This is a genomic window from Palaeococcus sp. (in: euryarchaeotes) (assembly GCF_053987695.1).
This window is the reverse complement of sequence record NZ_JBMXHE010000027.1, coordinates 1-21,653: the sequence shown is the minus strand read 5'-3', so window position 1 is coordinate 21,653 and position 21,653 is coordinate 1. Positions and strand designations below refer to the sequence as shown.

The window sequence follows — 21,653 nt, the reverse complement described above, 5'->3', positions numbered from 1 at the left end:
CGGCAAGCTCCCGCGTTCCAATAAGACTCTTGGAGAATTGAAACCAAGATGGATGATGCTATAAGCGTTGGTGCAAGCGGAAGTTCCAATAAGACTCTAGGAGAATTGAAACTGGGGGAGGCTTCAGATTATTTTTCTGGAATCCTTCTGAACCCCCTAAGTTACCCCCTTACTCAGCATTCCTTCAGAATCACTGTTAGGATCTAGGTTTTGTTCTGAGGGGGTTCCTGAGAGTTATTTTGTTCTTCTGGGGGGTTGCTGGAGTGGAGGGGAACTTGGGGAGCTCAGAAAGATGACAGCAGAGAAACAGAATAATGCTCCCAGCCACGTAAGACTCTTGGAGAATTGAAACACAAAAGCTCATAAGCCTCGACCTCCCAATGGTCGCCCGTTCCAATAAGACTCTTGGAGAATTGAAACTGGGGGATGGTTCGGATTATTTTTCTGGAATCCTTCTGAACCCCCTAAGTTACCCCCCTTACCCAGCATTCCTCCAGAATCACTGGTAGAATCCAGGTTTCGTTCTGAGGGGGTTCCTGAGGGTTATTCTGTTCTTCTGGGAGGGTTGCTGGAGTGGAGGGGAACTTGGGGAGCTCAGAAAGATGACAGCAGAGAAACAGAATAATGCTCCCAGCCACGTAAGACTCTAGGAGAATTGAAACTGGGGGAGGCTTCGGATTATTTTTCTGGAATCCTTCTGAACCCCCTAAGTTACCCCCTTACTCAGCAATCCTTCAGAATCACTGTTAGAATTCAGGTTTCGTTCTGAGGGGGTTCCTGAAGGGTTATCCTGTTCTTCTGGGGGGTTGCTGGAGTGGAGGGGAACTTGGGGAGTTCTGGGGGATGACAGGGAGAAAACAGAATAACGCTCCCAGAGAGATGAAAAATTTTTTAAACTCCCCGTCTTTTCCTTCTAACATGTCATACTTATACGAAAGAAACTTCGAGCTTCAGAAGAAAATTGCGATGGAAAAGCTTGAGGATGCTCTAAGAAAAAATCTCGTGGATGAGGATATAATAAGCCTTCTGGAGAAGATAAACTCCCTAGAAAACTATTTCACAACCTCCTCATGCTCGGGGAGAATCGTGGTTATGGAGATGCCTGAGTTTGGGGATAAATTAAACGCCAAATGGCTTGGAAAATGGCATCGGGAAGTATCTATGGAAGAGGTCAAGAAAGCCATTGAGAAGCACGAGGAGGGGATGATATGGTTCATGCTCCACAGCCCGATTCTTCATGTGGCTTCAAGGAGCCTGGAGGACGCGGTTAGGCTTCTAAACCTGGGAATACACAGCGGCTTTAAAAATTCAAGCATAAAGAGCGTGAGCCATAAAAAGCTGCTCGTAGAGCTTTATTCCACAGAGCGCTTGGATATCCCCCTCGGAGAGAACGGTGAAATATGGGTGGATGAGGAGTATCTGGTGAAGATTGTGGGCATGGCCAACAGGCAGCTGAGGAGGGCTAAGGGAAAACTCTCGAAGCTCGAGGGAGAAATTGAGAGACTCATAGATGGGAATAAGCAATAAGAGTAAGATTTATAAAAGGTTGTCCTAAATCCAAATAGAAATCACGGTAATTAAAAACCTCATTTCTTGGAGGTGGTTTGAATGGAGGTAAAAGTGCCAGTTTGTACATCATGCGGAAAAGAGATAACACCAAGGGAAAAGGCAACACACTTCCTCTGCCCCAACTGTGGCGAGGAGGTTATATGGAGATGTGAAAGCTGCCGCGTTTTAGGGGTAACATACAAATGCCCCAAGTGCGGATGGGAAGGACCATGAGGTGGTGAAAATGGCGGATTTCAATCTGGTAGGAATTATTAAGGTAATGCCCACGAGCCCGGATGTCAACCTGGATGAGCTCGAGGAGAAGATCAAGGCTGCAATCCCAGAGAAGTTCGGCTTCCAGAAGATTGAGAGGGAGCCAATAGCCTTCGGATTGGTTGCTTTGAACGTCTACATACTCGGAAAGGACGAGGAAGGATACTCCCTAGATGCAGTCGCAGAAGAGTTTGCAAAGATAGATGATGTTGAAAGCGCTGAAGTGACCACGGTTACAAGGATTTGAGGGGCTTAGAGCCCCACATTTAAAAATTTAATGCCCTTTTCTTTGAATTCATCCAGAATTTCTCTGAGCTCCTCATCTTCTATTGAGGAGTATATCTCTTCAAATCTCTCCTTTGCATCTTCCTGGCCTTCTTTGAACCTTGCAAGCTCTCCGAGAGCTTTGAAGAAGTTTCCATAATCCTTATTCAAATCCTCGAAAGCTTCTACTAGAATTCCTACGTTTTCATAGATTCCTCTGAACTCCTTCTCCGCGAACATTTCATCGAGAAAGTTCAACAGAGTGTCAAATGCAAAGAGGAAGAGATTTTCATCCTCCGCTTCGAGAGCCTGGAGCATCGCCTTGCTTATATTCCCAAAGGCTCTTTTGTACTCCCCCCTACCGGCATAGATCTCAGATTCGACCAAGAGAGCGTTTACATCTATCTCCGTGCCCCTGGGGCTCTTTAAGACCTCTTTGATATATTCCTCCGCCTTTTCATCCATTCCTGCCCCATAGTAGAAGTGCGCAAGGTCAACGAGGCTCACGAGATAGTTTGTCTCATCTTTGAGCTTCTCAAATGCTCCTTTAGCTTTCTCCATGAAATCGATGGCTTTCTCCAGTTCGTTCATTTCCTCGTATGCAAGTGCCATGTGTGCCAGCGTGAGCGCCCGCTCGAGCTCGTCCTCCTCCATCTTCAAAAGCTCCTCGTAACTTCTTACAGCCTCCTCCGGAAAACCAAAGTGTTCATATGCCTCCGCAAGGTGATAGAGAGCCTCCGCACACGCCTCAATATCCCCCTTGGATTTCTCGAGTATCCCCCTATAGGGACGGAAAATGTCCTCCTCCCCCATATGAGCATATAAGTGTGCTATTTCATGCGCCAGATCATAGCTCCGGCATTCAATGGCGAGACCCTCCAAAGTCTTTGCTGCCCGCATGAGCTCTTCTTCGTCTTCAACCTGCTCAAGATAATCATCCAGGAGCTCAAGCACCTTTTCACAGTCCTTTTTCTCAATTGCATCCCAGAATTCCTTCATATTTTCTCACCAAGAGTGACTCTGGCAGAAGGGTTAAAAATCTAATGGATTGAAAAAGGATCCCAATAACTTTAGGGCAATATCAAAAAGAAGGGAAGAAATCACATATAATCATCTATGGTTCTGGCTTTAACCATTATGTGAGCTTTCTCCTTTCCGTAGAAGACTTCAACCAGGCCATCCGATTCTAATCGTTTAACGGTTCTAAAGAGGTAGGGCATTGGAGTATCGAGCTCCTCACTCAATTTCTGGAGTGTTACGGCCTTCTTTTTAACGGCCAGAAGATGATATATCCTTTCTCTGCCCCTCATAGAAACACCATTCATATATACGCATTGCAGATTAATAAACATTGCTGAGTACTTCTTGACATAATGCCAAAAATTAACTGCAATGTACATAAATGTTCCACTCATATTTATAAGACCCTTGCATAAACCCCAAGTTATGAGAGCAGAGATCCGAGAACTGAGCCATGAAGGATTTGGAATTGCAGAGGCTGGAAAAAGGAAAATACTCGTACCCTTCACTGCACCTGGGGATGTTGTCGAAATCAGGAAATGGCACAGGAAAAAGAGGAAGCTAATAGCTCATGATTATGAGATTCTGGAATACTCCGGGGAGAGGATGGAACCAAAATGTCCCTATTTTGGAGTATGCGGCGGGTGTCTGCTCCAGCACATACCCTATGAAAAGCAGCTTGAATTTAAAAGGGAAAAATTAAAGGATACTCTGGGCATTGAAATGAGCATAGTGCCTTCTCCGAAGATTTACGGACACAGAAACCGGATTGACCTAGTTATAACTCCTCAGGGGATCGGATTTAGGAGAAGAGGAACATGGTGGGATACGGTGGATATAGATGGATGCGAGGTCTTCGGGGAGAAGAGTGGGAGAGCCCTAAAAGGTCTGAGAGAATTCATGGAAGACTTCAAGCTGCAACCATGGGACTTGAAAAAAGCACAGGGCTTTTTAAGGTACATGGTCCTGAGGGAGGGCAAGTTCACCGGAGAGTTCATGGTAAGCCTCCTCACGGATAGGGGCTCCCTGCCAGAAGATGTTGAGGAATATTTCCCCTTTGCGGATTCAATATACTGGAGCATCAATGATACAAAGAGCGATGTCTCCTACGGAGAACCCGTGAAGTTCTGGGGAAGGGAGTTCATAAGGGAAGAGCTGGATGGTGTCAAATACCTCATCCATCCAAACAGCTTCTTCCAGACAAACTCATATCAAGCCGTTAATCTGGTCAGGAAAGTCAGCGAATTTGTGGAAGGTACGAAAGTTCTTGACCTCTATTCGGGTGTTGGAACATTCGGGGTTTATCTCGCCAAGAAAGGGTTCGAGGTGGAGGGCGTTGAGGTTAACCCATTCGCCGTCGAGATGGCCAGAAGAAACGTTGAGCTCAACGATGTGGAAGCATCATTCAAGGTTGGAGAGGATAAGGAGGTTGAAAGCCTTAGAAGCTATGATACTGTTGTAGTGGATCCCCCAAGGGCGGGTCTCCATCCAAAGCTCATAAAAAAGATTTTGAAGGATAAACCTGAGAACATAGTCTATGTTTCATGCAATCCAAAAACCCTATCCGAAAATCTGAGCACCTTAAGAGAACAATATGAAATAGTGGAAAGTGAAGCATTTGACATGTTTCCGCACACCCCCCACGTTGAGGTTGTGATTCAGTTAAGGTTAAAAGTTTGAAGTTCGAGACCGAAAGGTTCAAAAAGCTAATATACTAAAAGGTACAAAACATCCTTGAGGTGAGAAAATGACAGTCGACGAGAGGGATAAAATAATACTGGAAATGCTTTCCAAAGATGCAAGGACACCCTTCACAGAGATTGCTAAAGTCCTTGGAATCAGCGAAACAGCGGTCAGAAAGAGGGTGAAGGGACTTGAAGAGAAAGGAGTTATAGAAGGATATCATGTCAAGATAAACCCATCAAAACTTGGTTACACCTTGGTGAGCCTAACGGGAGTTGATACACTACCCGAAAAGATATTTACGGTTGCCGAGAAGCTCAAGAGCTTTGAGTTTGTTAAGGATCTATATCTCACTAGTGGAGATCATATGATAATGGCTGAAGTTTGGGCAAGGGATGGTGAGGACCTAGCTGACATAATCTCCAACAAGATTGGAAAACTTGATGGAGTTACGAAGGTCTGCCCAGCAATAATTTTGGAGAAGCTCAAATGAGCTTCTTGATTCACAGTTTTTGGGAGGCTTTTATTTGGTTTTGTTCCCGCTTTTTGATAGTTGTTATGACACCCGATGAAGCCAAACACGCCCCTTTTAGGATAAAGCTTTTAAACCATTTCTGGATTAGTAATGAAGTGAGCGGTAGTAGTCTAGCCTGGTCTAGGACACCGGCCTCCCAAGCCGGTAACCCGGGTTCGAATCCCGGCTACCGCACCATTCTTTATTCAATTGGTACCCCATCCTTGGTTCTTGGAGCGAGCCATTTTATAAGACGGTATGGATCCTTTGTGCGTATGATTATGGTTATGGGACCAAGGGGAGACTCCTCATTGAAGTTGACCTTTCCAGCATAAGCCACCTGCTTGTGCACCTTGAAGATTATCTCCTCTCCAAATGTTCCCTCCTCAAGCATAAGCCTCGCTGTGTCAAGTATGGCCTGGCCTCTGAAGAGCTCGTAGAGCCTTTGAAGTGCCTTTTTGTTCCGTGTTTTTCCAGTCAGAAGTATATACTCCCCTCTATCAAAGGCATCAAACTCAAGCTCCGGGATTAGATTCAGCATAGCCCTTTTAACCTTCCCCAAGTCTTCAGTGGGATAAACATAAGCCTCAACCTCAATTTCCTCGAACATGTCTCTCACCCCTGGAAGACCTCCACAAAAACCCTTATAAACAATTGCTCTCATATTTTTTAGGGTGTCCTAATAATGTTAGAAAACTTTATAACCCAGCTCAGCACGTACCTTCTCTCAATATCGGGCGGAAGTTTAATGCTCGTAGTTTTTTATGCAGGGGTTTTTGTGGCGTTAATGACGAGTTTGGGTTCTCTAGTAGCAATATTTGCAAAACAGCTCCCGGATTGGAGTGTAGAAGTTAGCCTCTCCTTCGCAGCGGGGGTTATGATTGTGGCATCATTCACGAGCCTGATACTCCCGGGAATTGAAGCCTCTAAATCTTTCCTTCCAGCTGGAATTGGAATTGCCCTTGGAGTCCTCCTCATATATGCAATAGACACCCTGATCCCGCACGAGCATCTCGTTAAAGGTTATGAGGGACCAAAGGAGTTCAAGGATAAAATAAGGGTGGTGTGGCTCATAGTTTTTGCAGTCATAATCCACAACCTTCCCGAAGGGCTGGCCGTTGGGACTTCCATAGTTTATGATATCCACACGGGGCTGGTGACGGCCATAGCCATTGGAATTCAGGATTTTCCGGAAGGCACCATAGTCTCCCTTCCATTGGCGGTTCTTCAAAAGAAGAGACTCCAGCCGATAATGATGGGAATTTTAAGTGGGGTCGCCGAGATGGTAATGGCACTTCTGGGGGCATTTTTCTTCACTTCCTTCCACTGGCTCCTGCCCTATGGATTAGGTCTAGCCGGTGGAGCAATGCTCTATGTTACGGTCAAAGAGATGATACCGGAGATCTACAGAAAAGAGGAGAATGAAACTCTGATAACCCTAGGCTTCTTTCTCGGTTTCTACGTGATGCTGTTCCTTGATTCCATGCTTGGGTAGCTTCAATATCCCCAGCTCTTTTGCAAGCTGGAGTATTCTCATCCTGTACTCATCCAAACTATCCTCATTTACGAGGAGGTAATCCGCAAGAGCCATGACCTCACCCACTCCAAACTTGAGCTCCTTCCAGTCTCTGGCTTCAAATTCGTCCCACGTGCTCGGGTCATCGCTCCTTCCTCTCCGGCTCAGTCGTTCAAAGCGCTTTTTTGGTGATGAATGGACACCTATGACCACTATTGTTTCCTCTGGAAAAGCATCCCTAAAAGTCCTTATTTCATCAAGAGAACGCACCCCATCCACAACAACCTTCTCATGCCCCTCCAAAAGCTCCTTTAGCTTGGGAATGCACAGCTTCGCAACGGCATTATCACCCAGCTCCTGCCTGAGCTGTATGCTGACCCTCCTCATACCTTCGGAGGTTCTCGGGATACCTCTTTTACTCGCTTCCTCCCTCACAATATCGCCCATGTTCACATGAGGAACTCCAAAGCGCCTGAACACCTTGACAACTTCTCCTTTCCCCGAACCGGGCATTCCCACGACACATATTATCATCTCAGCCCACTCCCCCTATTCCAGCATATTAACTCATTTGAGGAAAGCATCGAGAGTTCCCTTTTTAGGCTTTTCCTTTGAGAGCTTTCTTTCGACTCCGAGGCTCTTGTAAATCTCCCTTAAAACACCGACGCCAATGCCCTCAATATTTAAAAGTTTGGCAGGTTCTGACTTTGCGATATCCCCAGCATTTCTGAATCCCGCAAGATAGAGCGCCCTAGCTCTCTTTCTACCGATCATTGGAAGCCTGACGAGCTCTAGGAGCTCCTCTCTAACACCATGCTTGACCCTGAGCCTCAGATCCTCTAAAAATCTCAAAATTTCTTTTTTGGGCTCAAAGAGCTTGTAAATTTCAACCAGCGAATAGAGGAGCCAATCAGCAAGTTCCAGAACCCGGTAAAGATCCCCGCTGTCAATTCCATAGCTCTCAAGGATTTTATCCTCCCTCACCTCATTTATCCAGTCCAAAAGCATCCTGGCAGTTTTGAGCTGCCCCATGAAAATATCAAACTCATAATCCCCGTAGTAGGGAATGTTAAAATACAGATTATCCTCCATTTCATAGGCATAATCCACAAGATCATCCAACTCCTTCCTCTTAACCCTCAGGGTGTTCAAATCCGGTGAGGAGGCAAGGAGCTGGAAAATTCCGAGGGGATTTGGATTCTCCTCAATCTTGGGAAGGGCATCTTTAAAGCGCTTTGCCGTGAGCGGATCCACATAGAGCTGGGATGTTCTTATTCCAAGGGGCAGGGGCATAAAGCGATCCTCAAGATCTATATCAATGAAACCGTTCTCAAAGAAGAAATGAACTATTTTCTTGGCTTTCTCCTCAAGAAGTGCCAGATTCCTGCGCTGGTGGTAGAAGAAGGTCTTTTCCAAGAATTTCACGAGCTCTCCGAATGTTTCCACTCCAAAGTTAGTTATCAGAGCAAGGACCTGACCTCTAAATGCGCTCTCATTTGAGAGCATTGAAAAGAGATTTTCAGGTTTTCCAACAACATATTTCTTAAAAACTTCCATGGGGTCCTCGCTTTCCTTTGCAACTATTATGGCCTCTCCTTCCCTGTCGTATTTGGGTCTCCCGGCCCTCCCAAGCATCTGCTGGATCTCCAAAACGGGTATATCCATCCATCCAAAGGAGGAGTAACGCTTGGTATCGCGGATTATAACACGAAACGCGGGAGTATTTACCCCCATGGCAAGGGTTGGTGTTGCTGTTATCACCTTGATTATCCCCTCTCTGAAAGCATCCTCGATTAAAGTTCTCTCCTTCCTTCCAAGCCCGGCATGGTGAAAGGTTACCCCGTTTATCAGAGCTTCCCTGACCTTATCATTCGTCGGGTTGCTCTCAATTTCCTCCACGAGGGATTTCAAAACCCTCTGCTCGGCTTTGGTTAGAAGCTTTTTGACCTTCTTGCTGAGCCTTAGAGCTTCTCTTTCGGCGCTACGTCGGGTATTCACAAAAACCAGAGCCTGCTTCCCCCTCTTTATTGCATCAATCACGAGAGAATCCCACGTTAAATCAAACTTCTGAGTGCTCTCATCCTCCCATATCACGCTCCCGTTGTAGAAAACCCCTTTCCTAAGCTTCACGGGTCTCCAATCGCTCATAACAAGACCCGCATCTAGCCATTCCGCCAGTTCCTCCGCATTTCCAACCGTGGCGCTTAACCCGAGGATCTGAGCCCTTCCGACCATGTGGGATAGGATCATCTCAAGGGTCGCCCCCCTGTCAAAGGAGCCCAGAAGATGAATTTCATCGGCTATAACAAGATTCACATCCCTTATCCACCGGGGTTTGTGTCTTAGAAGGGAATCAAACTTTTCAGATGTTGCGATTATTATGTCATATCTCCCGAGCCATTCATCACCGCTGTCGTAATCCCCTGTGGAGAGAGCCACACCAACACCAAACCTCTCCCACACCTTGAATTCCCTATATTTCTCCTCTGCAAGGGCTTTGAGCGGAACGAGGTAAACTGCTTTTCCTCCCTCTTTAAAAAGCTTGTTGAGCATTACAATCTCGGCAACCAGCGTCTTTCCAGATGCTGTTGGAATAGCAAGGATCAGGTTCTTTCCTTCAAGCACACCACTCCTCAACGCCTCCGCTTGAGGTGGGTAGAGCTCATCAATGCCCCTCTCCTTCAAGGCTCTTATTATACGTTCGTCCACAGAAAGCTCTTCAATCCTCATGATATCACTCTTCTTATACATCTAAGCAAAGTTTTTTAGCTCTTTCCCCGAACTAGGGATGGTGAGCACATGGAGATTAAGATTCCCTTCATAATCTTCGAAGTTCATGGAGAGGAGTACGCCATAGATGCCTACTTCTCAAAAAAATTGGAGAAGATTGAGAGGATCAGCACGCTCATAAGGAGAACAGACTTTCCGAGGGCCTTTCCCGAAGGTTCTCTGGAGCCCCTTCTAAAGGAGGAAGAGCTCGAGAACTTCCTCAAGAGCCTATTTTATGAAGTAGCAAAAATTTCAGGACAGACCTTTGATGAGAGATTGAGGCACATGAGAAGATGGAATCTATGGAGGTTTTTGGGGATTCCCACCGGCTTTCGCAGGCATTTAGAAGAGGATGAGAAGCTTAGCTCGGCGAGCAGAGAAGCCATGCTATCTTTAAGCATACTTCAGAGGGTTCTTGGAGTTAAAAATGCGGGTAAGCTCGGCGACGTAATCATCATACCAAAGGGGTATGCCTATTATGTGATCAGAGTGGAAGGCGGGGAAATAAGAAACGAGAAAGGGGAAATTGACAGGATTTATACATCACTTCTAAAAATAGATGAAGGGTTTAGGAAAGCCCTCAAGCTTTAGAGTAGAGCCAGCAGGCGACATAGTGATCCTTTTCAGCTTCCATCAAAGGAGGTTCCTGCTTCTTGCATATATCCTTTGCAAAGGGGCATCTTGGATGGAAGCGACACCCGCTCGGAGGATTGATCGGGCTTGGAGGCTCTCCCTCAACCTTCATTCTCTTGGCTTTGAGCTCCTTTGCAAGCTCCGGATCGGGGACGGGTATTGCTGAAAGCAGCAACTGGGTATAGGGGTGTAGAGGCTTCTCAAATATTTCATCCGAAGGTCCTACCTCCACGAGCTTTCCAAGATACATGACCCCCATCCTGTGGCTCATGTACTTAACAACTCCAAGATCGTGGGATATGAAGAGGTAAGTGAATCCAAACTCCCTCTGGATATCCTTGAGCGTGTTTAATATGTTAGCCTGAACCGAAACATCCAAAGCTGATGTTGGCTCATCCAAAACTATGAACTCGGGTCTCAGTGCCAAGAGCCTTGCCAAGGCAATACGCTGTCTCTGACCACCGCTGAACTCGTGGGGATATCTGTAGAGGTGCATCTCATTGAGACCTACGCTCTCAAGAAGCTTTATGACGAACTCTTCAGGATCATCGACATGAATCCCGTGGAAACGTACGGGTTCCATTATGACCTCAAAGACCGTTTGTCTTGGGTTCAAGGAGGAATAGGGATCCTGAAACATAATTTGAGCTTTTCTCCTGAACCACTTCATCTCATCTCCCTTTAGCTCCATGATGTTTTTTCCCTGGAATATGACCTCTCCATCTGTTGGTTCTATTAACCGAAGTATTGTCCTTCCCGTCGTTGTTTTACCACACCCGCTCTCTCCAACCAGTCCAAAGGTTTCTCCTCTCCTTATCTCAAAGCTTATGTCATCCACAGCCTTCACATGTCCTTTTGTGAAGAATAACCCCTTAACCGGGAAGTATTTTTTAAGATTCCTAACCTGAAGTATCGGCTCCAATTTCATCACCTCAATACAAATGGCATGCTACGAAATGACCATCCTCAATTTCCTTGAGCTCGGGAACCTTCTGCTTGCATATATCCTTTGCAAAGGGGCACCTCGGATGGAAGCGACACCCTGAAGGTGGTGTAATTAAGTTCGGCACTGTTCCCGGTATGGCATCCAATCTCTCTATTCTCTTCATTGGATTTGGAACGGCTTTCAAAAGACCCTGAGTGTATGGATGTAATGGATTTTTAAATATCTGTTCCGCTGTGCCAATTTCCGCAATTTTACCCGCGTACATTACAGCAATCCTATCCGCCATTTCAGCGACCACACCCATATTGTGTGTGATCAAGATTAGGGTTGTGTTATAATCCCTCTTGAGCTTGTTCATCAAATCCAAGATCTGTGCCTGAACCGTAACGTCCAGAGCTGTCGTCGGCTCATCCGCTATGAGAACCTTTGGATTGTTCGTTAATCCCGTCCCTATAACAACACGCTGCTTCATACCACCGCTCATTTCGTGGGGATAGTTCTTTATCCTGCTCTCGGGGTCGGGTATCAGCACCCTCTTCAAAATGCTCAAAGCCCTTTGAAGACCTTCCTTTAAGTCCTTGACGGTGTTGTGAACTACCATGGCCTCGGCTATCTGATATCCAACTTGATAGAGGGGATCCAAAGAGGCGTGGGGATCCTGGAAGATGTAAGCTATCTCTTTTCCTCTAATTTCCCTTATCTCCTCTTCACTGAGTTTGAGCAAATCAATCGGTCCTTTGTCTGAGTGATATATTACTTTACCCCCAACTATTCTCCCGGGACTTTCAATAAGCTGGGTGAGTGCCCTCGATGTAACACTCTTACCGCACCCTGTTTCTCCCACAAGTGCAAATGTTTCACCCTTGTAAACATCGAAGGAAACCCTCTCTATCGCTTTAACTATTCCAGCATAGGTGTAAAAGTGAACCGTTAAATCCCTAACTTCCAAAATCGGTTCAGGCATTCTCCTCACCTTCCTTTTCCTCCATCTTCTTGGTTTTCTTCACCTTGAACTCTATGCTTCTTCTCGTCTTCGGATCCAGAATGTCTCTAAGCGTGTCCCCGAGGAGGTTCCATCCCAGAGCAACGAGCATAACCACCAGGCCCGGATAGATTATGAGCCACCATGCCTTGGGGAAGAACTGAGTACCATCATAAACTATCCTGCCCCAGTCGGCTATTGGAGGTGTTGCACCGAGGCCCAAGAAGCTTAGACCTGCTTCCATCAAAATCACACTGCCAAAATCCAAAGTTATGTAGACCAATATGGGTCCTATTATGTTGGGAAGAATATGCTTGAACATTATGGTCCATGAACTCAATCCTATAGCCCTGGCGGCTTCAACATAGAGGTTTTCCTTCTCCGTTAATGTAGAACCTCTCGTTATTCTCGCATAAGCGGGCCACCACACTATAATCATCGCCAGTATAACCGAAAGCAATCTTCCAAGGTTTCCCGCCTCCCTCATGTGCAAGCCAAAGAGCCATAAGACGAAGCTCTGAAGATGTGCATGGCTCGATATAAATGCCTGAAGTCTGTTTGGAAGCACTGCCGAGAGTGCGATGGCAAGTATGAGGGCGGGAAATGCCAAAAACATGTCGGTTATACGCATCACAAGTTCATCCGTTTTTCCTCCATAGTAGCCCGCTATGAGACCCAATAAAATTCCCAAGGGGACTCCAAGCACAATAACGACTATTGAGATGACGAAGGAAGTTCTGGCTCCGGCGAGCAACAGGCTGAGCAAATCCCTTCCATAATGATCCGCACCCAAGTGCAGGCTCATTATGGTCTCATGGGAGGGCAGGTAAACCTGAGTTCCCGGGGGTGCAAGATATGCGGTTCCATTGTCGAAGAAGGGGAAGTAGTTGTAGGGCCATGGTGCCAACCTAGGTCCGAAAACTCCAAAGAATATGAACACCAGCACCAAAAACACTCCAATCAATCCCGGGGGTGACCGGTTAAGAGCATATAGCATCAAACGCCACTCTTCCATTTTGGACTTATTCTTTTTCTTCCAGTCCCTCTTGAAGATGTTTATGAAAGATCCTAATGCAATTACAAGAAAATCTGCAATCCTGTCCAAAATGCCTTTTTTATATTCCTCCTGCATCTTCAACCACCTCAGTATCTCACCCTAGGATCGATGACTGCGTAGAGTATATCCACCACCAGATTGGCGGTTACGTACACCAATGCAAATATGAAGGTCACTGCCACGACAGCAGGAAAGTCCAAGTTTTGAATCGCTTGTATGGCATATCTTCCCATCCCCGGTATTCCAAAAACAGTCTCTGTAATCGGAGCACCTGCCAGAAGTCCTCCAAATTGGAGTCCCAAAACAGTTATGATTGGAACTAAAGCGTTCTTCAGCGCATGCCTGTAAACCTTGAGCTTTGGAACACCCTTTGCTTTCAAGAATTCTATGTAGTCGCTGCTCAGAGCCTCCAAGAAAGAATTCCTAACAAATCTAGCTATGACCCCTGCACCCTGAAACCCCAAAACGAAACCGGGCAGCCATAACCTTCCAATGTGCTGCTTAAATATAGTGAACTCTCCAGTCAGAAGAGCATCTATCATCGGTATATGGGTTATCTGATGGGATGGATAGGCCGGGAAACCTGCTAGATTTATCAATCGGAACTTAACGAAGAACACGAATATTAAAATATATCCAAGCCAGAAAACAGGAGTCGAAACTCCTATGAGGGCAAAAAATCTGATTATCGTGTCCACCCAGGTATTTCTCTTCAACGCCGAGAGTATTCCCAAAGGAACTCCAATAAGTATCACGAAGAAAAATGCCACCAGCGCCAGCTCAAAGGTCTTTGGAAATCGCTTTCCAACATCATCCATAACTGGATTCGATGTTCTCGGATCTATGAGCGTGTTCTTTGCCAGTCCACTCACCAAAAACCAGTATTGATCATACCATGGTTTATCTAAATGGTATTGAGCTTTTATCCTAGCTATAGCTTCCTGAGATGCTTTCTCTCCACCTGCCCATGCCCTTGCAGGGTCCGCCGGTATAACATATGCTATTATAAAAACTATCAAAGTAACACCAATCAGTGTGGGCAGGAAGGTCAGTATTCTCCTTATCAAGAACTTCTTCAGCTCTGCCAATTTTATCACCCCGGTGAGAGAGATATTTCACAAGTATAAAAATTTTATCATCAATGTATCTAAACATACGTCAAGCAAATTTAGAGGTGCAGTGAACAATAGCCGAAAATATCAAAGAAAAGAAAAAGAAATTCAAAGTCAAGGCTTGTATCCATACTCTTTCTCCCAAAGATCCTTGTTCCAGTAGTACGGGTTGAGTGCTAGAACTATGTAGCTGTTCTCTTCGTATTCCTTGACGTAGTATGGACCCGTTCCAACTGGATACTTGTGTATGAGCTGGTGGGTTGGGTCTTGTTCGCCCTCCTGCACATAAGCCTCCCATGCCTTCGGGTTCTTACCGTTGTCCGCTGCCTTCATTGCCTCATCGTATTTGTCCCCAAGGAGGTACTCCGCTGGAAGCACTGAGAGGAATGGATCAGCAACAACTCCAAGGATTGGAGCGTATGGGTCTGGTAGTACAAGCTTGTAAACTCCAGCGGTCTCTCCGCTGTAGCCGAAAAGATCGAGGAGGTCCTTCATTGACTTAACTTCAATGCTCTTACCGTTGTAGTCCGCTATGAGTTTCTCACTCTTTAGAACGTTCTCAAACTCCTGCTCTGTGAGAGGCTGTGATTTATCGAGATCCATGAAGCCGGTCATCCAGCTAACGGAGTGACCGAGCCTCTTAACACGCCAGAAGGTGAATGCAACATCCGTTGCATCAATTGGATAGGTCTTGTCATTCCATGGGTCGTAGGCTTTAACACCACCCCTAATGACAAAGTACCACTCTGTACCATCCTCATTGTGTGCCCATGCGACTGCCAAGTCTGGAGTAACCTTCTCGGTCTCTTCCTTCCAGTAGGTTACTAATGTGTCACCGATCTCGTGCCAGATTTCCCATCCAAAGGTCTCATAGGTCATTGCTGGGTCAAAGCTCTCGGGCCATCCAATGGTGCCTATAACATAGGTGTTAGGATCGTTCTTGTAGTCCTTAATACCGACATCAACACTCGGTGCCTTGGGATCCTCCCATATTAAGTCATAGCGCTCGGCGAATGTTGGGTGGTAGTATCTTCCCTTGACCCAGTCCCAGTAGACACGCATCTGCCTGTTCTGTCCAAGGATAACTTCTGGGACCAGCTGGTTGCCCTTTATGTAGAGTGCCTTAAAGAGTTCCGTTCTTACCTCCGGGGCTGTCTCCCTTCTTGCAGCGATAACGAGGGCATCAACATCAGTATCCCTGAAGAATGCTGGGTTGATTGCACCGAATCCTTGTCCCTGCTCCATTAACTCCTTCACAGATGGCGTGTTCTCCTCGTCAACAACGTAGCTAACAGCTATAACCTTCTTCCCACTTGGGAGGCTAACGCTCGCACCGCTTCCCTTTGGACCAACAACCACGACGCCATCATCGGTTTCAATAACTTCGGCCTTGCTCATCATTGAGCTTATGTCGTCTGCGGTGGCGTCAACTTTGACGTTAAGCTCTTTGAAGTTGGTGGCGCCGTATAGGAATGGACCCACCCAGTTATCTGAGTCTAGGTAGTCGGGCACCCAACCAACGACATATACGTCATAGTCACCTTTCTCTGTCTTGCCCAAATAGACTGGCCACTCATAGCTTGAAACCGTTATCTGGAATCCAAGCTGGCTCCAGACGTTTTGTAATATCGTCATTATCTTCTCACGAGCTGAGTTTCCGGCGTTGTATATGAGCTCGATCTTGTATTTGCTTGGGTCAACTCCAGCTTCTTGGAGCATTTGCTTGGCTTTCGCAATGTTGTAGTCATACTTCGTTATTCCATACTCGGTGTATCCTGGCCATGGCTTTGGAATTGGTCCCCAGTTCCTCTCTAAGTTTCCGGAATAGACGTTCTGGCTTATTTGATCATATGGAATCGCATATGCCAGTGCCTCTCTAACCTTTGGATTGTTAAAAGGCTCGCGCTGCGTATTGAAGACTATAAATGTCAAAATTGGCTGCAGTATGTCCGTCTTAACAACGGAATTGTAACCTTGGAATGTTAATCCCTTAACATCATTAATCCTCTCCGGTGGAATTGCAACGTTATCAACGGTTCCCGTCTGGAACAGGTTAATTCTTGCAATGGCATCGTCATTAATTACGTAAAGGACGGTTTTGTGTATTGCTTTTGTTGGTTGGGTTTGTGTCGGGCTTGCACTGGAAGTTGGAGATGCTGTGGATGTTGGAGATGCTGTGGACGTCGGGGTGGTCTGACCCCCGCCTCCTATACAACCACTTGCCACGACGGCAAATGCCATAACTCCTATTAACAACAGGGCTAGTACAGACTTCTTCATCGATACCCCTCCCAATACATTGGGCACCTATTTCTATATAGCAATGGGGTAATAAAACTTTCGATTCTCGAATAGGCATATCACAAAATAAAGCTTATTACCTGCAATTTTGGATAAATTGTGATATATACTATAAAAACTGTTCCATCACTCAAACTCATCAAAAATGGTTAATATACATAGGACTACTTTAACATACCACAATGAACACATTGTAATATCAATTCCATATATCACCGAATATGACAATTCACTCCCTCAAAAGAGCATATCAAGAATTACGAAAACCTTAAATTCTAAAAAGAGAAAAAGATATTTGACAACCAAATTTGGTGGTGTAGATGGTAAGAGCATATGTTTTGTTGACGGTAGAAATTGGAAAAGTTGAAAAGGTATTGGAGGATGTTAAAGCGATATCCGGTGTCATAAGAGCGGATGCAGTAACGGGACCGTATGATGCAATAGTCCACATAGAAGCCGCAGATCTGGGAGAGTTAACCAGAAAAATACTCCACGATATACACAACATCGATGGTGTTATAGACACCACAACGGCAATAGTGGTAGAAGTGGAAGAGGAGTGACTACCTTCTCTTCTTGGGTTTTCTAAGTTCCCTAATCTTTTGTGCTATTAGTTTTAATGTCTCTGATTTTCCATAATCACTTTCAACTTTTAGCATTCCTCTGCTTCTAAGATTTTCAACGAGTCCTGAAAGCCTTGGATTAAGCTTTTCTTCATCCACATCAATTATTTTAACATTCAGGTATCTAATAGCTTCAACAATCTCCTTAACGGAGGGAGCATCAACCGCAAGTGTTTTTGAGACCTCTCTCCCATACTTTTTTGAGAGCCTTGAATCAAGCTCGTTTGTCCATATCACAAATCTCTTCATGTTCCCACCAAATAAAAATTGGAGATAAGAATAAAAAGGTTTAGCATCGAACTTATACCTGGAGATGAGAGATATGGTTTCCATCAAAAATGTGATTCAAAAGGAGATTCAAACCGGTGATGTCGTTATTATCGAGTATCCCAGCGGCTATCCAATGGAAGAGATAGTGTGGGGGGAGGTCATCCCTGAAATATCAAGAGAAAATACAGTGCTCATAGACGATTTCTTTGGAATAGGTGACTTAATGTTCAGAAACTATATGAGAAGATTAGAACCGCCAGAATACAGGAAAATCTTCAAGATAGTAAAAAACATCAAAGTTGTTAAGATAGGGCCCGGAAGGGCGAGCTATGGAAAAATTGTCAATGAGATCCCTATAACCTACGAAACCCAGATTTTTCTGGATAACTATTATCTCTCCATAAACAAAATCATGAAAGAAAGCACAAAACCACTTTATTTTGTGAGCATAGGTGTTTCTGAGTACATCTATTTTGGAAAGGAGAAAGCCCTTCAAACCCTGCTGACTACGAGGAGCTTCCTTCCCGTCGAGGACTGGTCTTCGATATACTTCCTGAACAGAGACATGCTCCCAAAAGAAGCTCTCGCAATCATGGAAGACATAGCTTCTCACATCATAGAGATAAAGAGAGAAGGGGAGCCCGTTCTCAAGAAAAAGATACGCAGGTGATTCTAATGATAAAGGAAGGGGACAAAGTTCTGCTCGTAGATTCCAGAGGAAAGAAATACCTCTTAACAGTAAGGGAAGATGAATTCCACACGGACCTGGGCATAATAAAGCTCGGAGAGCTTATTGGAATGAATTTTGGTGAAAGCATAAAAAGCCATAAGGATAAGGAGTTCAAGATTCTGAAGCCAAGGATAGTGGATTTCCTCGCAAAAATGAAGAGAGGACCTCAAACCGTGCATCCAAAAGATGCAGCCCAGATAGTGGCATATGCGGGTATTTCTCCCGGCGATTTTATAATAGAAGCGGGAGTTGGGAGCGGCGCGCTTACAATGTTCCTGGCAAATATCGTGGGCAAGGAGGGAAGGATTGTCAGTTATGAAATAAGGGAAGATTTTGCGAACCTAGCGCGGAAAAACCTGGAATGGGGTGGTTTTGGAGATAGAGTTGAAATAAAGCTTAAAGACATATATGAGGGCATAGATGAGGAGGATGTGGATCATATAATATTGGATCTGCCCCAACCCGAAAACGTGCTGGAGCACGCCCTAAACTCTCTCAAGCCCGGCGGCTTTTTCGTTGCCTACACTCCATGTGCAAACCAGGTGAGCAGGTTCTACGAGCGTTTAAGGGAATATAAAGAGCATTTTTCAAGACCAAAGACTATAGAGTGCCTCGTTCGAGAACAGGAAGTCAAAAAGAATTGTTTTAGACCGAGCACAAGGATGCTTGCGCACACGGGATACCTGACATTTCTTAGAAAACTGTAGCGATTTTGATAATACTCCTATTTTACCTAATTTTTTCATGAAAAATGTATTTTTATGGAATTTTTTTCGATCTTTTTAACCTTTGGTTTACAATACTTTTATAAACACCTAATGTTTCAAACCAAAGTAGATGCCCAAACTTGTTCGCATGAACGGAGGTGTACATTATGTATAAAATACTCGAAAAGAAAGAACTTGCAATGAATGAGATAATGTACAAAGTTCACGCCCCCCATATAGCTAAAAAAGTCCAGCCCGGGCAGTTTGTTATAATGAGAGCCTTTGAAAATGGAGAAAGAATTCCCCTCACACCAGTTACATGGGATAGAGAAGAGGGATGGATAACCCTCATAACCTTCATCAGGGGGAGGACAACCCTCAGAATGAACATGGAACTAAACGAAGGGGATTACATATTGAATATTGCGGGCCCCCTCGGAAATCCAGCTCCCATGAAGAAGTTTGGCAAAATACTCGCCGTTGGGCTGATAACGGGTATAGTGGAGGTATTTCCAATAGCCAGAGCATGGCAGGAGCTTGGAAATGAGGTTATAACACTCCATGTTTCTCCAAATCCAATGGTGCTCTTAAGGGAAGAATTTGAGAGTGCTGTTTCAAAGCACATAGTTGAGGGTTTTGATCTGAAAGAAGGATGGGGAATGGACGAAATAACTCAAGAGATCGTCAAACGGGCTGCTAAAAAGGTTAAGGAGCTTATAGAGGAAGAAAAGCCAGATTTCGTCTTTACGGTCGGCCCTGCAGGAGGTCAGAAAATGATATTTAATATCGTTAAGGAGTACGGGATTCCAATGGAATCGGATCTTCATCCAATTATGGTTGACGGTACGGGGATGTGCGGTGCCTGCAGGGTCCACGTTGGGGGCGAGGTTAAATTTGCGTGTATTGATGGACCGGGTTTTGATGCCTATAAGGTGGACTGGGATGAGCTGATTCACAGAAGTGGATTTTACAGCGATAAGGAGAAGCTTGCCCTAGAAGTATACCTCAAAAAGCTCCAAGCTCAAGGGGGTGCTCAATGATGGCTAGGAAACTCATCAGGGAGAGAATCCCAACACCGGAGCAAGACCCGAAAGAGAGGATATTCAACTTCAACGAAGTTAACCTCGGCTATACATTTGAGCTTGCTCAAAAGGAAGCCGAGCGCTGTCTGCAGTGCCCTTATGATTATGCCCCGTGCATAAAGGGATGTCCCGTTCACATAGATATCCCAGGATTTATAAAAAAGCTTAGGGAATATAGGGAAGACCCGGACAAAGCTGTAAAGGAAGCACTAAGGGTTATATGGGCATGCAACACCTTGCCCGCAACCACAGGGCGTGTCTGTCCTCAGGAAGACCAGTGTGAGATGAACTGTGTGATGGGTAAGGTGGGGGATAAGATAAACATTGGGAAGCTCGAGCGTTTTGTTGCAGACTATGCAAGGGAGAAGGGAATTGATGATGAGCTTTTGAGCGAAATCGTTCCCAAGATAGAGAGGAAGTCTCAGAAGGTCGCCATAATAGGGGCAGGCCCTGCGGGACTTACGGCAGCCGGTGAGCTTGCAAAAATGGGGTACAAAGTTACAATATTCGAAGCCCTCCACGAAGCGGGTGGAGTTTTGATGTATGGGATTCCGGAATTTAGACTTCCAAAGGCAGTTGTCAAAAAGGAACTTGAAACCCTCAGGCGCTTGGGTGTTGAGATAAAGACGGATCACATAGTGGGGAGAACCGTAACTTTGGAGGAGCTTCTGGAGGAGTATGATGCTGTTTTTATAGGAAGTGGTGCAGGGACTCCAAGGTTCATAAACGCTCCCGGTGTGAACCTTAATGGAATATACTCGGCAAATGAGTTTCTCACGAGAGTTAACCTAATGAGAGCATATAAATTCCCGGAATATGAGACCCCCGTAAAAGTTGGAAAGAAGGGCATAGTGATTGGAGCGGGAAACACGGCAATGGACGCCGCCAGAACTGCCAGGAGACTGGGCGCGGAGGTAATTGTAGCCTATAGGAGAGGAGAGGAAGACGTAAGTGCAAGGGAGGAAGAAGTGGAACATGCCAAGGAGGAGGGCGTTAAATTCGAGTTCTTCCTTAATCCCGTAGAGTTCATTGGAGATGAGAACGGCAGAGTTAAGGCGGTAAGGTTTGAGAAGATGAAGCCTCTGAAAGAGCGCGATTCGAGAGGAAAGAGAAAAATCGTTGGAACGGGCAAACATGTGACGCTTGAAGCAGATACCGTAGTAATAGCCATTGGAAAGACCGCCAATAAATTGATAGCGAGCACACCGGGATTGAAGGTTAAGAGAGGAGTTATTGAGGTCGATGAGAATCTTATGACTTCTATTGAGGGTGTTTTCGCTGGAGGAGATGCTATTAGAGGTGAAGCGACCGTCATCCTGGCAATGGGGGACGGAAGAAAAGCAGCAAAGGCAATCCACGAGTACCTCACGAAGAAGAGGGACGAGAACGCCTGAGCTTTTCTTTTTTTAACTCGTTAACTTTTGAATCCTCCCTCTTTTCGGTCTCATATCAAAGTAGATAACTACCACCCCGGTAGTTAACTACTGGGGCGGGAGCTTTCGAAAAGGTTTATCAACATTCTGAGAAAAGCACTTCATAGGCGATGAAGAGCTCTAGGGTATCTGAGGGATGATGAGAGGTAGGAGCTGAGCCGTAACCTTTTGAGAATAAGTTTGGGAAAAA

General features: G+C 45.4%; 23 protein-coding genes and 1 tRNA gene. 13 read left to right on the top strand and 11 right to left on the bottom strand.

The window, feature by feature from the left end:
* Positions 1-918: 918 nt before the first annotated feature.
* The 3 genes from taw3 (at position 919) to ACXJGZ_RS02265 (ending at position 2,068) form a co-directional block, all read left to right on the top strand.
* Positions 919-1,527, top strand: a complete 609-nt coding sequence (taw3, locus tag ACXJGZ_RS02275; protein WP_456398205.1) for a tRNA(Phe) 7-((3-amino-3-carboxypropyl)-4-demethylwyosine(37)-N(4))-methyltransferase Taw3 — start codon at positions 919-921, stop codon at positions 1,525-1,527.
* Positions 1,528-1,608: 81 nt separating this feature from the next.
* The gene (locus ACXJGZ_RS02270) at positions 1,609-1,782 is read left to right on the top strand and encodes a zinc finger domain-containing protein (RefSeq protein WP_293257272.1); all 174 of its coding nucleotides are present in this window, start codon (positions 1,609-1,611) and stop codon (positions 1,780-1,782) included.
* 10 nt (positions 1,783-1,792) lie between these two features.
* On the top strand, positions 1,793-2,068 hold the full coding sequence (locus tag ACXJGZ_RS02265) for an elongation factor 1-beta (RefSeq protein WP_293257298.1): 276 nt from the start codon (positions 1,793-1,795) through the stop codon (positions 2,066-2,068).
* A gap of 5 nt (positions 2,069-2,073) precedes the next feature.
* On the opposite strand, the gene ACXJGZ_RS02260 is transcribed toward ACXJGZ_RS02265, so the two are convergent.
* Positions 2,074-3,084: a tetratricopeptide repeat protein gene (locus ACXJGZ_RS02260; RefSeq protein WP_456398204.1), complete on the bottom strand. Its 1,011-nt coding sequence runs from the start codon at positions 3,082-3,084 to the stop codon at positions 2,074-2,076.
* Positions 3,085-3,185: 101 nt separating this feature from the next.
* A complete protein-coding gene (locus ACXJGZ_RS02255) occupies positions 3,186-3,395 on the bottom strand; it encodes a helix-turn-helix domain-containing protein (RefSeq protein ID WP_293257278.1) in 210 nt (69 codons plus the stop codon).
* A 136-nt stretch (positions 3,396-3,531) separates the two neighbouring features.
* Between ACXJGZ_RS02255 and rlmD the strand changes: the two genes are divergently transcribed.
* The 3 genes from rlmD to ACXJGZ_RS02240 all read left to right on the top strand — a co-directional run bounded on the left by rlmD (position 3,532) and on the right by ACXJGZ_RS02240 (position 5,500).
* Positions 3,532-4,785, top strand: coding sequence for a 23S rRNA (uracil(1939)-C(5))-methyltransferase RlmD (rlmD, locus tag ACXJGZ_RS02250; protein ID WP_456326748.1), 1,254 nt, complete (start codon positions 3,532-3,534; stop codon positions 4,783-4,785).
* 67 nt (positions 4,786-4,852) lie between these two features.
* Positions 4,853-5,281, top strand: a complete 429-nt coding sequence (gene lrpA / locus ACXJGZ_RS02245) for an HTH-type transcriptional regulator LrpA (protein ID WP_293257284.1) — start codon at positions 4,853-4,855, stop codon at positions 5,279-5,281.
* Positions 5,282-5,422: 141 nt separating this feature from the next.
* A tRNA-Gly gene (locus tag ACXJGZ_RS02240) sits at positions 5,423-5,500 on the top strand.
* Positions 5,501-5,504: 4 nt separating this feature from the next.
* On the opposite strand, the gene ACXJGZ_RS02235 is transcribed toward ACXJGZ_RS02240, so the two are convergent.
* Positions 5,505-5,912, bottom strand: coding sequence for an RNA-binding domain-containing protein (locus ACXJGZ_RS02235; protein WP_293257287.1), 408 nt, complete (start codon positions 5,910-5,912; stop codon positions 5,505-5,507).
* Between the two features lie 75 nt (positions 5,913-5,987).
* On the opposite strand from ACXJGZ_RS02235, the gene ACXJGZ_RS02230 reads away from it, so the two are divergent.
* The gene (locus ACXJGZ_RS02230) at positions 5,988-6,797 is read left to right on the top strand and encodes a ZIP family metal transporter (protein ID WP_456398203.1); all 810 of its coding nucleotides are present in this window, start codon (positions 5,988-5,990) and stop codon (positions 6,795-6,797) included.
* Here the strand turns inward: ACXJGZ_RS02230 and ACXJGZ_RS02225 are convergent.
* Together ACXJGZ_RS02225 and ACXJGZ_RS02220 are read right to left on the bottom strand one after the other, a co-directional pair.
* Entirely contained in the window at positions 6,741-7,352 is a 612-nt protein-coding gene (locus ACXJGZ_RS02225) for a dephospho-CoA kinase (RefSeq protein ID WP_456398202.1), read from the bottom strand. The two genes, ACXJGZ_RS02230 and ACXJGZ_RS02225, sit on opposite strands and share 57 nt — an antisense overlap.
* A gap of 33 nt (positions 7,353-7,385) precedes the next feature.
* The gene (locus ACXJGZ_RS02220) at positions 7,386-9,548 is read right to left on the bottom strand and encodes an ATP-dependent DNA helicase (RefSeq protein WP_456321240.1); all 2,163 of its coding nucleotides are present in this window, start codon (positions 9,546-9,548) and stop codon (positions 7,386-7,388) included.
* Between the two features lie 69 nt (positions 9,549-9,617).
* On the opposite strand from ACXJGZ_RS02220, the gene ACXJGZ_RS02215 reads away from it, so the two are divergent.
* Positions 9,618-10,178: a hypothetical protein gene (locus tag ACXJGZ_RS02215; RefSeq protein WP_456326745.1), complete on the top strand. Its 561-nt coding sequence runs from the start codon at positions 9,618-9,620 to the stop codon at positions 10,176-10,178.
* Here ACXJGZ_RS02215 and ACXJGZ_RS02210 read toward each other — a convergent pair.
* The 5 genes from ACXJGZ_RS02210 to ACXJGZ_RS02190 all read right to left on the bottom strand — a co-directional run bounded on the left by ACXJGZ_RS02210 (position 10,168) and on the right by ACXJGZ_RS02190 (position 16,597).
* On the bottom strand, positions 10,168-11,148 hold the full coding sequence (locus tag ACXJGZ_RS02210; protein ID WP_456326744.1) for an ABC transporter ATP-binding protein: 981 nt from the start codon (positions 11,146-11,148) through the stop codon (positions 10,168-10,170). The genes ACXJGZ_RS02215 and ACXJGZ_RS02210 overlap by 11 nt on opposite strands.
* A 4-nt stretch (positions 11,149-11,152) precedes the next feature.
* Positions 11,153-12,130, bottom strand: a complete 978-nt coding sequence (locus ACXJGZ_RS02205) for an ABC transporter ATP-binding protein (protein WP_293257873.1) — start codon at positions 12,128-12,130, stop codon at positions 11,153-11,155.
* Complete coding sequence (locus ACXJGZ_RS02200; RefSeq protein WP_456321145.1) at positions 12,123-13,280, bottom strand: ABC transporter permease; 1,158 nt, start codon at positions 13,278-13,280, stop codon at positions 12,123-12,125. Before ACXJGZ_RS02200 ends, ACXJGZ_RS02205 begins: the two co-directional genes overlap by 8 nt.
* 11 nt (positions 13,281-13,291) lie before the next feature.
* Positions 13,292-14,293, bottom strand: a complete 1,002-nt coding sequence (locus ACXJGZ_RS02195; RefSeq protein ID WP_456321151.1) for an ABC transporter permease — start codon at positions 14,291-14,293, stop codon at positions 13,292-13,294.
* A 138-nt stretch (positions 14,294-14,431) separates the two neighbouring features.
* On the bottom strand, positions 14,432-16,597 hold the full coding sequence (locus tag ACXJGZ_RS02190) for an ABC transporter substrate-binding protein (protein WP_456321146.1): 2,166 nt from the start codon (positions 16,595-16,597) through the stop codon (positions 14,432-14,434).
* A 341-nt stretch (positions 16,598-16,938) separates the two neighbouring features.
* Here ACXJGZ_RS02190 and ACXJGZ_RS02185 point away from each other — a divergent pair, with 341 nt between their 5' ends.
* On the top strand, positions 16,939-17,181 hold the full coding sequence (locus ACXJGZ_RS02185) for an Lrp/AsnC family transcriptional regulator (protein WP_293257861.1): 243 nt from the start codon (positions 16,939-16,941) through the stop codon (positions 17,179-17,181).
* Here the strand turns inward: ACXJGZ_RS02185 and ACXJGZ_RS02180 are convergent, their stop codons facing one another.
* Positions 17,182-17,490, bottom strand: coding sequence for a signal recognition particle protein Srp19 (locus ACXJGZ_RS02180; RefSeq protein ID WP_293257858.1), 309 nt, complete (start codon positions 17,488-17,490; stop codon positions 17,182-17,184).
* 64 nt (positions 17,491-17,554) lie between these two features.
* Here ACXJGZ_RS02180 and ACXJGZ_RS02175 point away from each other — a divergent pair, with 64 nt between their 5' ends.
* From ACXJGZ_RS02175 to gltA, 4 genes are all read left to right on the top strand, one after another.
* On the top strand, positions 17,555-18,181 hold the full coding sequence (locus ACXJGZ_RS02175) for a DUF257 family protein (protein WP_456321147.1): 627 nt from the start codon (positions 17,555-17,557) through the stop codon (positions 18,179-18,181).
* A 5-nt stretch (positions 18,182-18,186) separates the two neighbouring features.
* On the top strand, positions 18,187-18,948 hold the full coding sequence (locus ACXJGZ_RS02170) for a tRNA (adenine-N1)-methyltransferase (protein ID WP_456326742.1): 762 nt from the start codon (positions 18,187-18,189) through the stop codon (positions 18,946-18,948).
* Positions 18,949-19,115: 167 nt separating this feature from the next.
* Positions 19,116-19,988: a sulfide/dihydroorotate dehydrogenase-like FAD/NAD-binding protein gene (locus tag ACXJGZ_RS02165; RefSeq protein WP_456398198.1), complete on the top strand. Its 873-nt coding sequence runs from the start codon at positions 19,116-19,118 to the stop codon at positions 19,986-19,988.
* Positions 19,985-21,424 (top strand): NADPH-dependent glutamate synthase, encoded by a 1,440-nt coding sequence (gltA, locus tag ACXJGZ_RS02160; protein ID WP_456398196.1) that lies wholly within the window; start codon positions 19,985-19,987, stop codon positions 21,422-21,424. The genes ACXJGZ_RS02165 and gltA overlap by 4 nt, the downstream gene beginning before the upstream one ends.
* The last annotated feature ends 229 nt before the right edge of the window (positions 21,425-21,653 follow it).

What these genes read in the sequence shown, in the direction of transcription:
- taw3 (WP_456398205.1), top strand. Translation starts at nt 919, where the DNA reads ATGTCATACTTATACGAAAGAAACTTCGAGCTTCAGAAGAAAATTGCG.
- ACXJGZ_RS02270 (WP_293257272.1), top strand. Translation starts at nt 1,609, where the DNA reads ATGGAGGTAAAAGTGCCAGTTTGTACATCATGCGGAAAAGAGATAACA.
- ACXJGZ_RS02265 (WP_293257298.1), top strand. Translation starts at nt 1,793, where the DNA reads ATGGCGGATTTCAATCTGGTAGGAATTATTAAGGTAATGCCCACGAGC.
- ACXJGZ_RS02260 (WP_456398204.1), bottom strand. Translation starts at nt 3,084, where the DNA reads ATGAAGGAATTCTGGGATGCAATTGAGAAAAAGGACTGTGAAAAGGTG.
- ACXJGZ_RS02255 (WP_293257278.1), bottom strand. Translation starts at nt 3,395, where the DNA reads ATGAGGGGCAGAGAAAGGATATATCATCTTCTGGCCGTTAAAAAGAAG.
- rlmD (WP_456326748.1), top strand. Translation starts at nt 3,532, where the DNA reads ATGAGAGCAGAGATCCGAGAACTGAGCCATGAAGGATTTGGAATTGCA.
- lrpA (WP_293257284.1), top strand. Translation starts at nt 4,853, where the DNA reads ATGACAGTCGACGAGAGGGATAAAATAATACTGGAAATGCTTTCCAAA.
- ACXJGZ_RS02235 (WP_293257287.1), bottom strand. Translation starts at nt 5,912, where the DNA reads ATGTTCGAGGAAATTGAGGTTGAGGCTTATGTTTATCCCACTGAAGAC.
- ACXJGZ_RS02230 (WP_456398203.1), top strand. Translation starts at nt 5,988, where the DNA reads ATGTTAGAAAACTTTATAACCCAGCTCAGCACGTACCTTCTCTCAATA.
- ACXJGZ_RS02225 (WP_456398202.1), bottom strand. Translation starts at nt 7,352, where the DNA reads ATGATAATATGTGTCGTGGGAATGCCCGGTTCGGGGAAAGGAGAAGTT.
- ACXJGZ_RS02220 (WP_456321240.1), bottom strand. Translation starts at nt 9,548, where the DNA reads ATGAGGATTGAAGAGCTTTCTGTGGACGAACGTATAATAAGAGCCTTG.
- ACXJGZ_RS02215 (WP_456326745.1), top strand. Translation starts at nt 9,618, where the DNA reads ATGGAGATTAAGATTCCCTTCATAATCTTCGAAGTTCATGGAGAGGAG.
- ACXJGZ_RS02210 (WP_456326744.1), bottom strand. Translation starts at nt 11,148, where the DNA reads ATGAAATTGGAGCCGATACTTCAGGTTAGGAATCTTAAAAAATACTTC.
- ACXJGZ_RS02205 (WP_293257873.1), bottom strand. Translation starts at nt 12,130, where the DNA reads ATGCCTGAACCGATTTTGGAAGTTAGGGATTTAACGGTTCACTTTTAC.
- ACXJGZ_RS02200 (WP_456321145.1), bottom strand. Translation starts at nt 13,280, where the DNA reads ATGCAGGAGGAATATAAAAAAGGCATTTTGGACAGGATTGCAGATTTT.
- ACXJGZ_RS02190 (WP_456321146.1), bottom strand. Translation starts at nt 16,597, where the DNA reads ATGAAGAAGTCTGTACTAGCCCTGTTGTTAATAGGAGTTATGGCATTT.
- ACXJGZ_RS02185 (WP_293257861.1), top strand. Translation starts at nt 16,939, where the DNA reads ATGGTAAGAGCATATGTTTTGTTGACGGTAGAAATTGGAAAAGTTGAA.
- ACXJGZ_RS02180 (WP_293257858.1), bottom strand. Translation starts at nt 17,490, where the DNA reads ATGAAGAGATTTGTGATATGGACAAACGAGCTTGATTCAAGGCTCTCA.
- ACXJGZ_RS02175 (WP_456321147.1), top strand. Translation starts at nt 17,555, where the DNA reads ATGAGAGATATGGTTTCCATCAAAAATGTGATTCAAAAGGAGATTCAA.
- ACXJGZ_RS02170 (WP_456326742.1), top strand. Translation starts at nt 18,187, where the DNA reads ATGATAAAGGAAGGGGACAAAGTTCTGCTCGTAGATTCCAGAGGAAAG.
- ACXJGZ_RS02165 (WP_456398198.1), top strand. Translation starts at nt 19,116, where the DNA reads ATGTATAAAATACTCGAAAAGAAAGAACTTGCAATGAATGAGATAATG.
- gltA (WP_456398196.1), top strand. Translation starts at nt 19,985, where the DNA reads ATGATGGCTAGGAAACTCATCAGGGAGAGAATCCCAACACCGGAGCAA.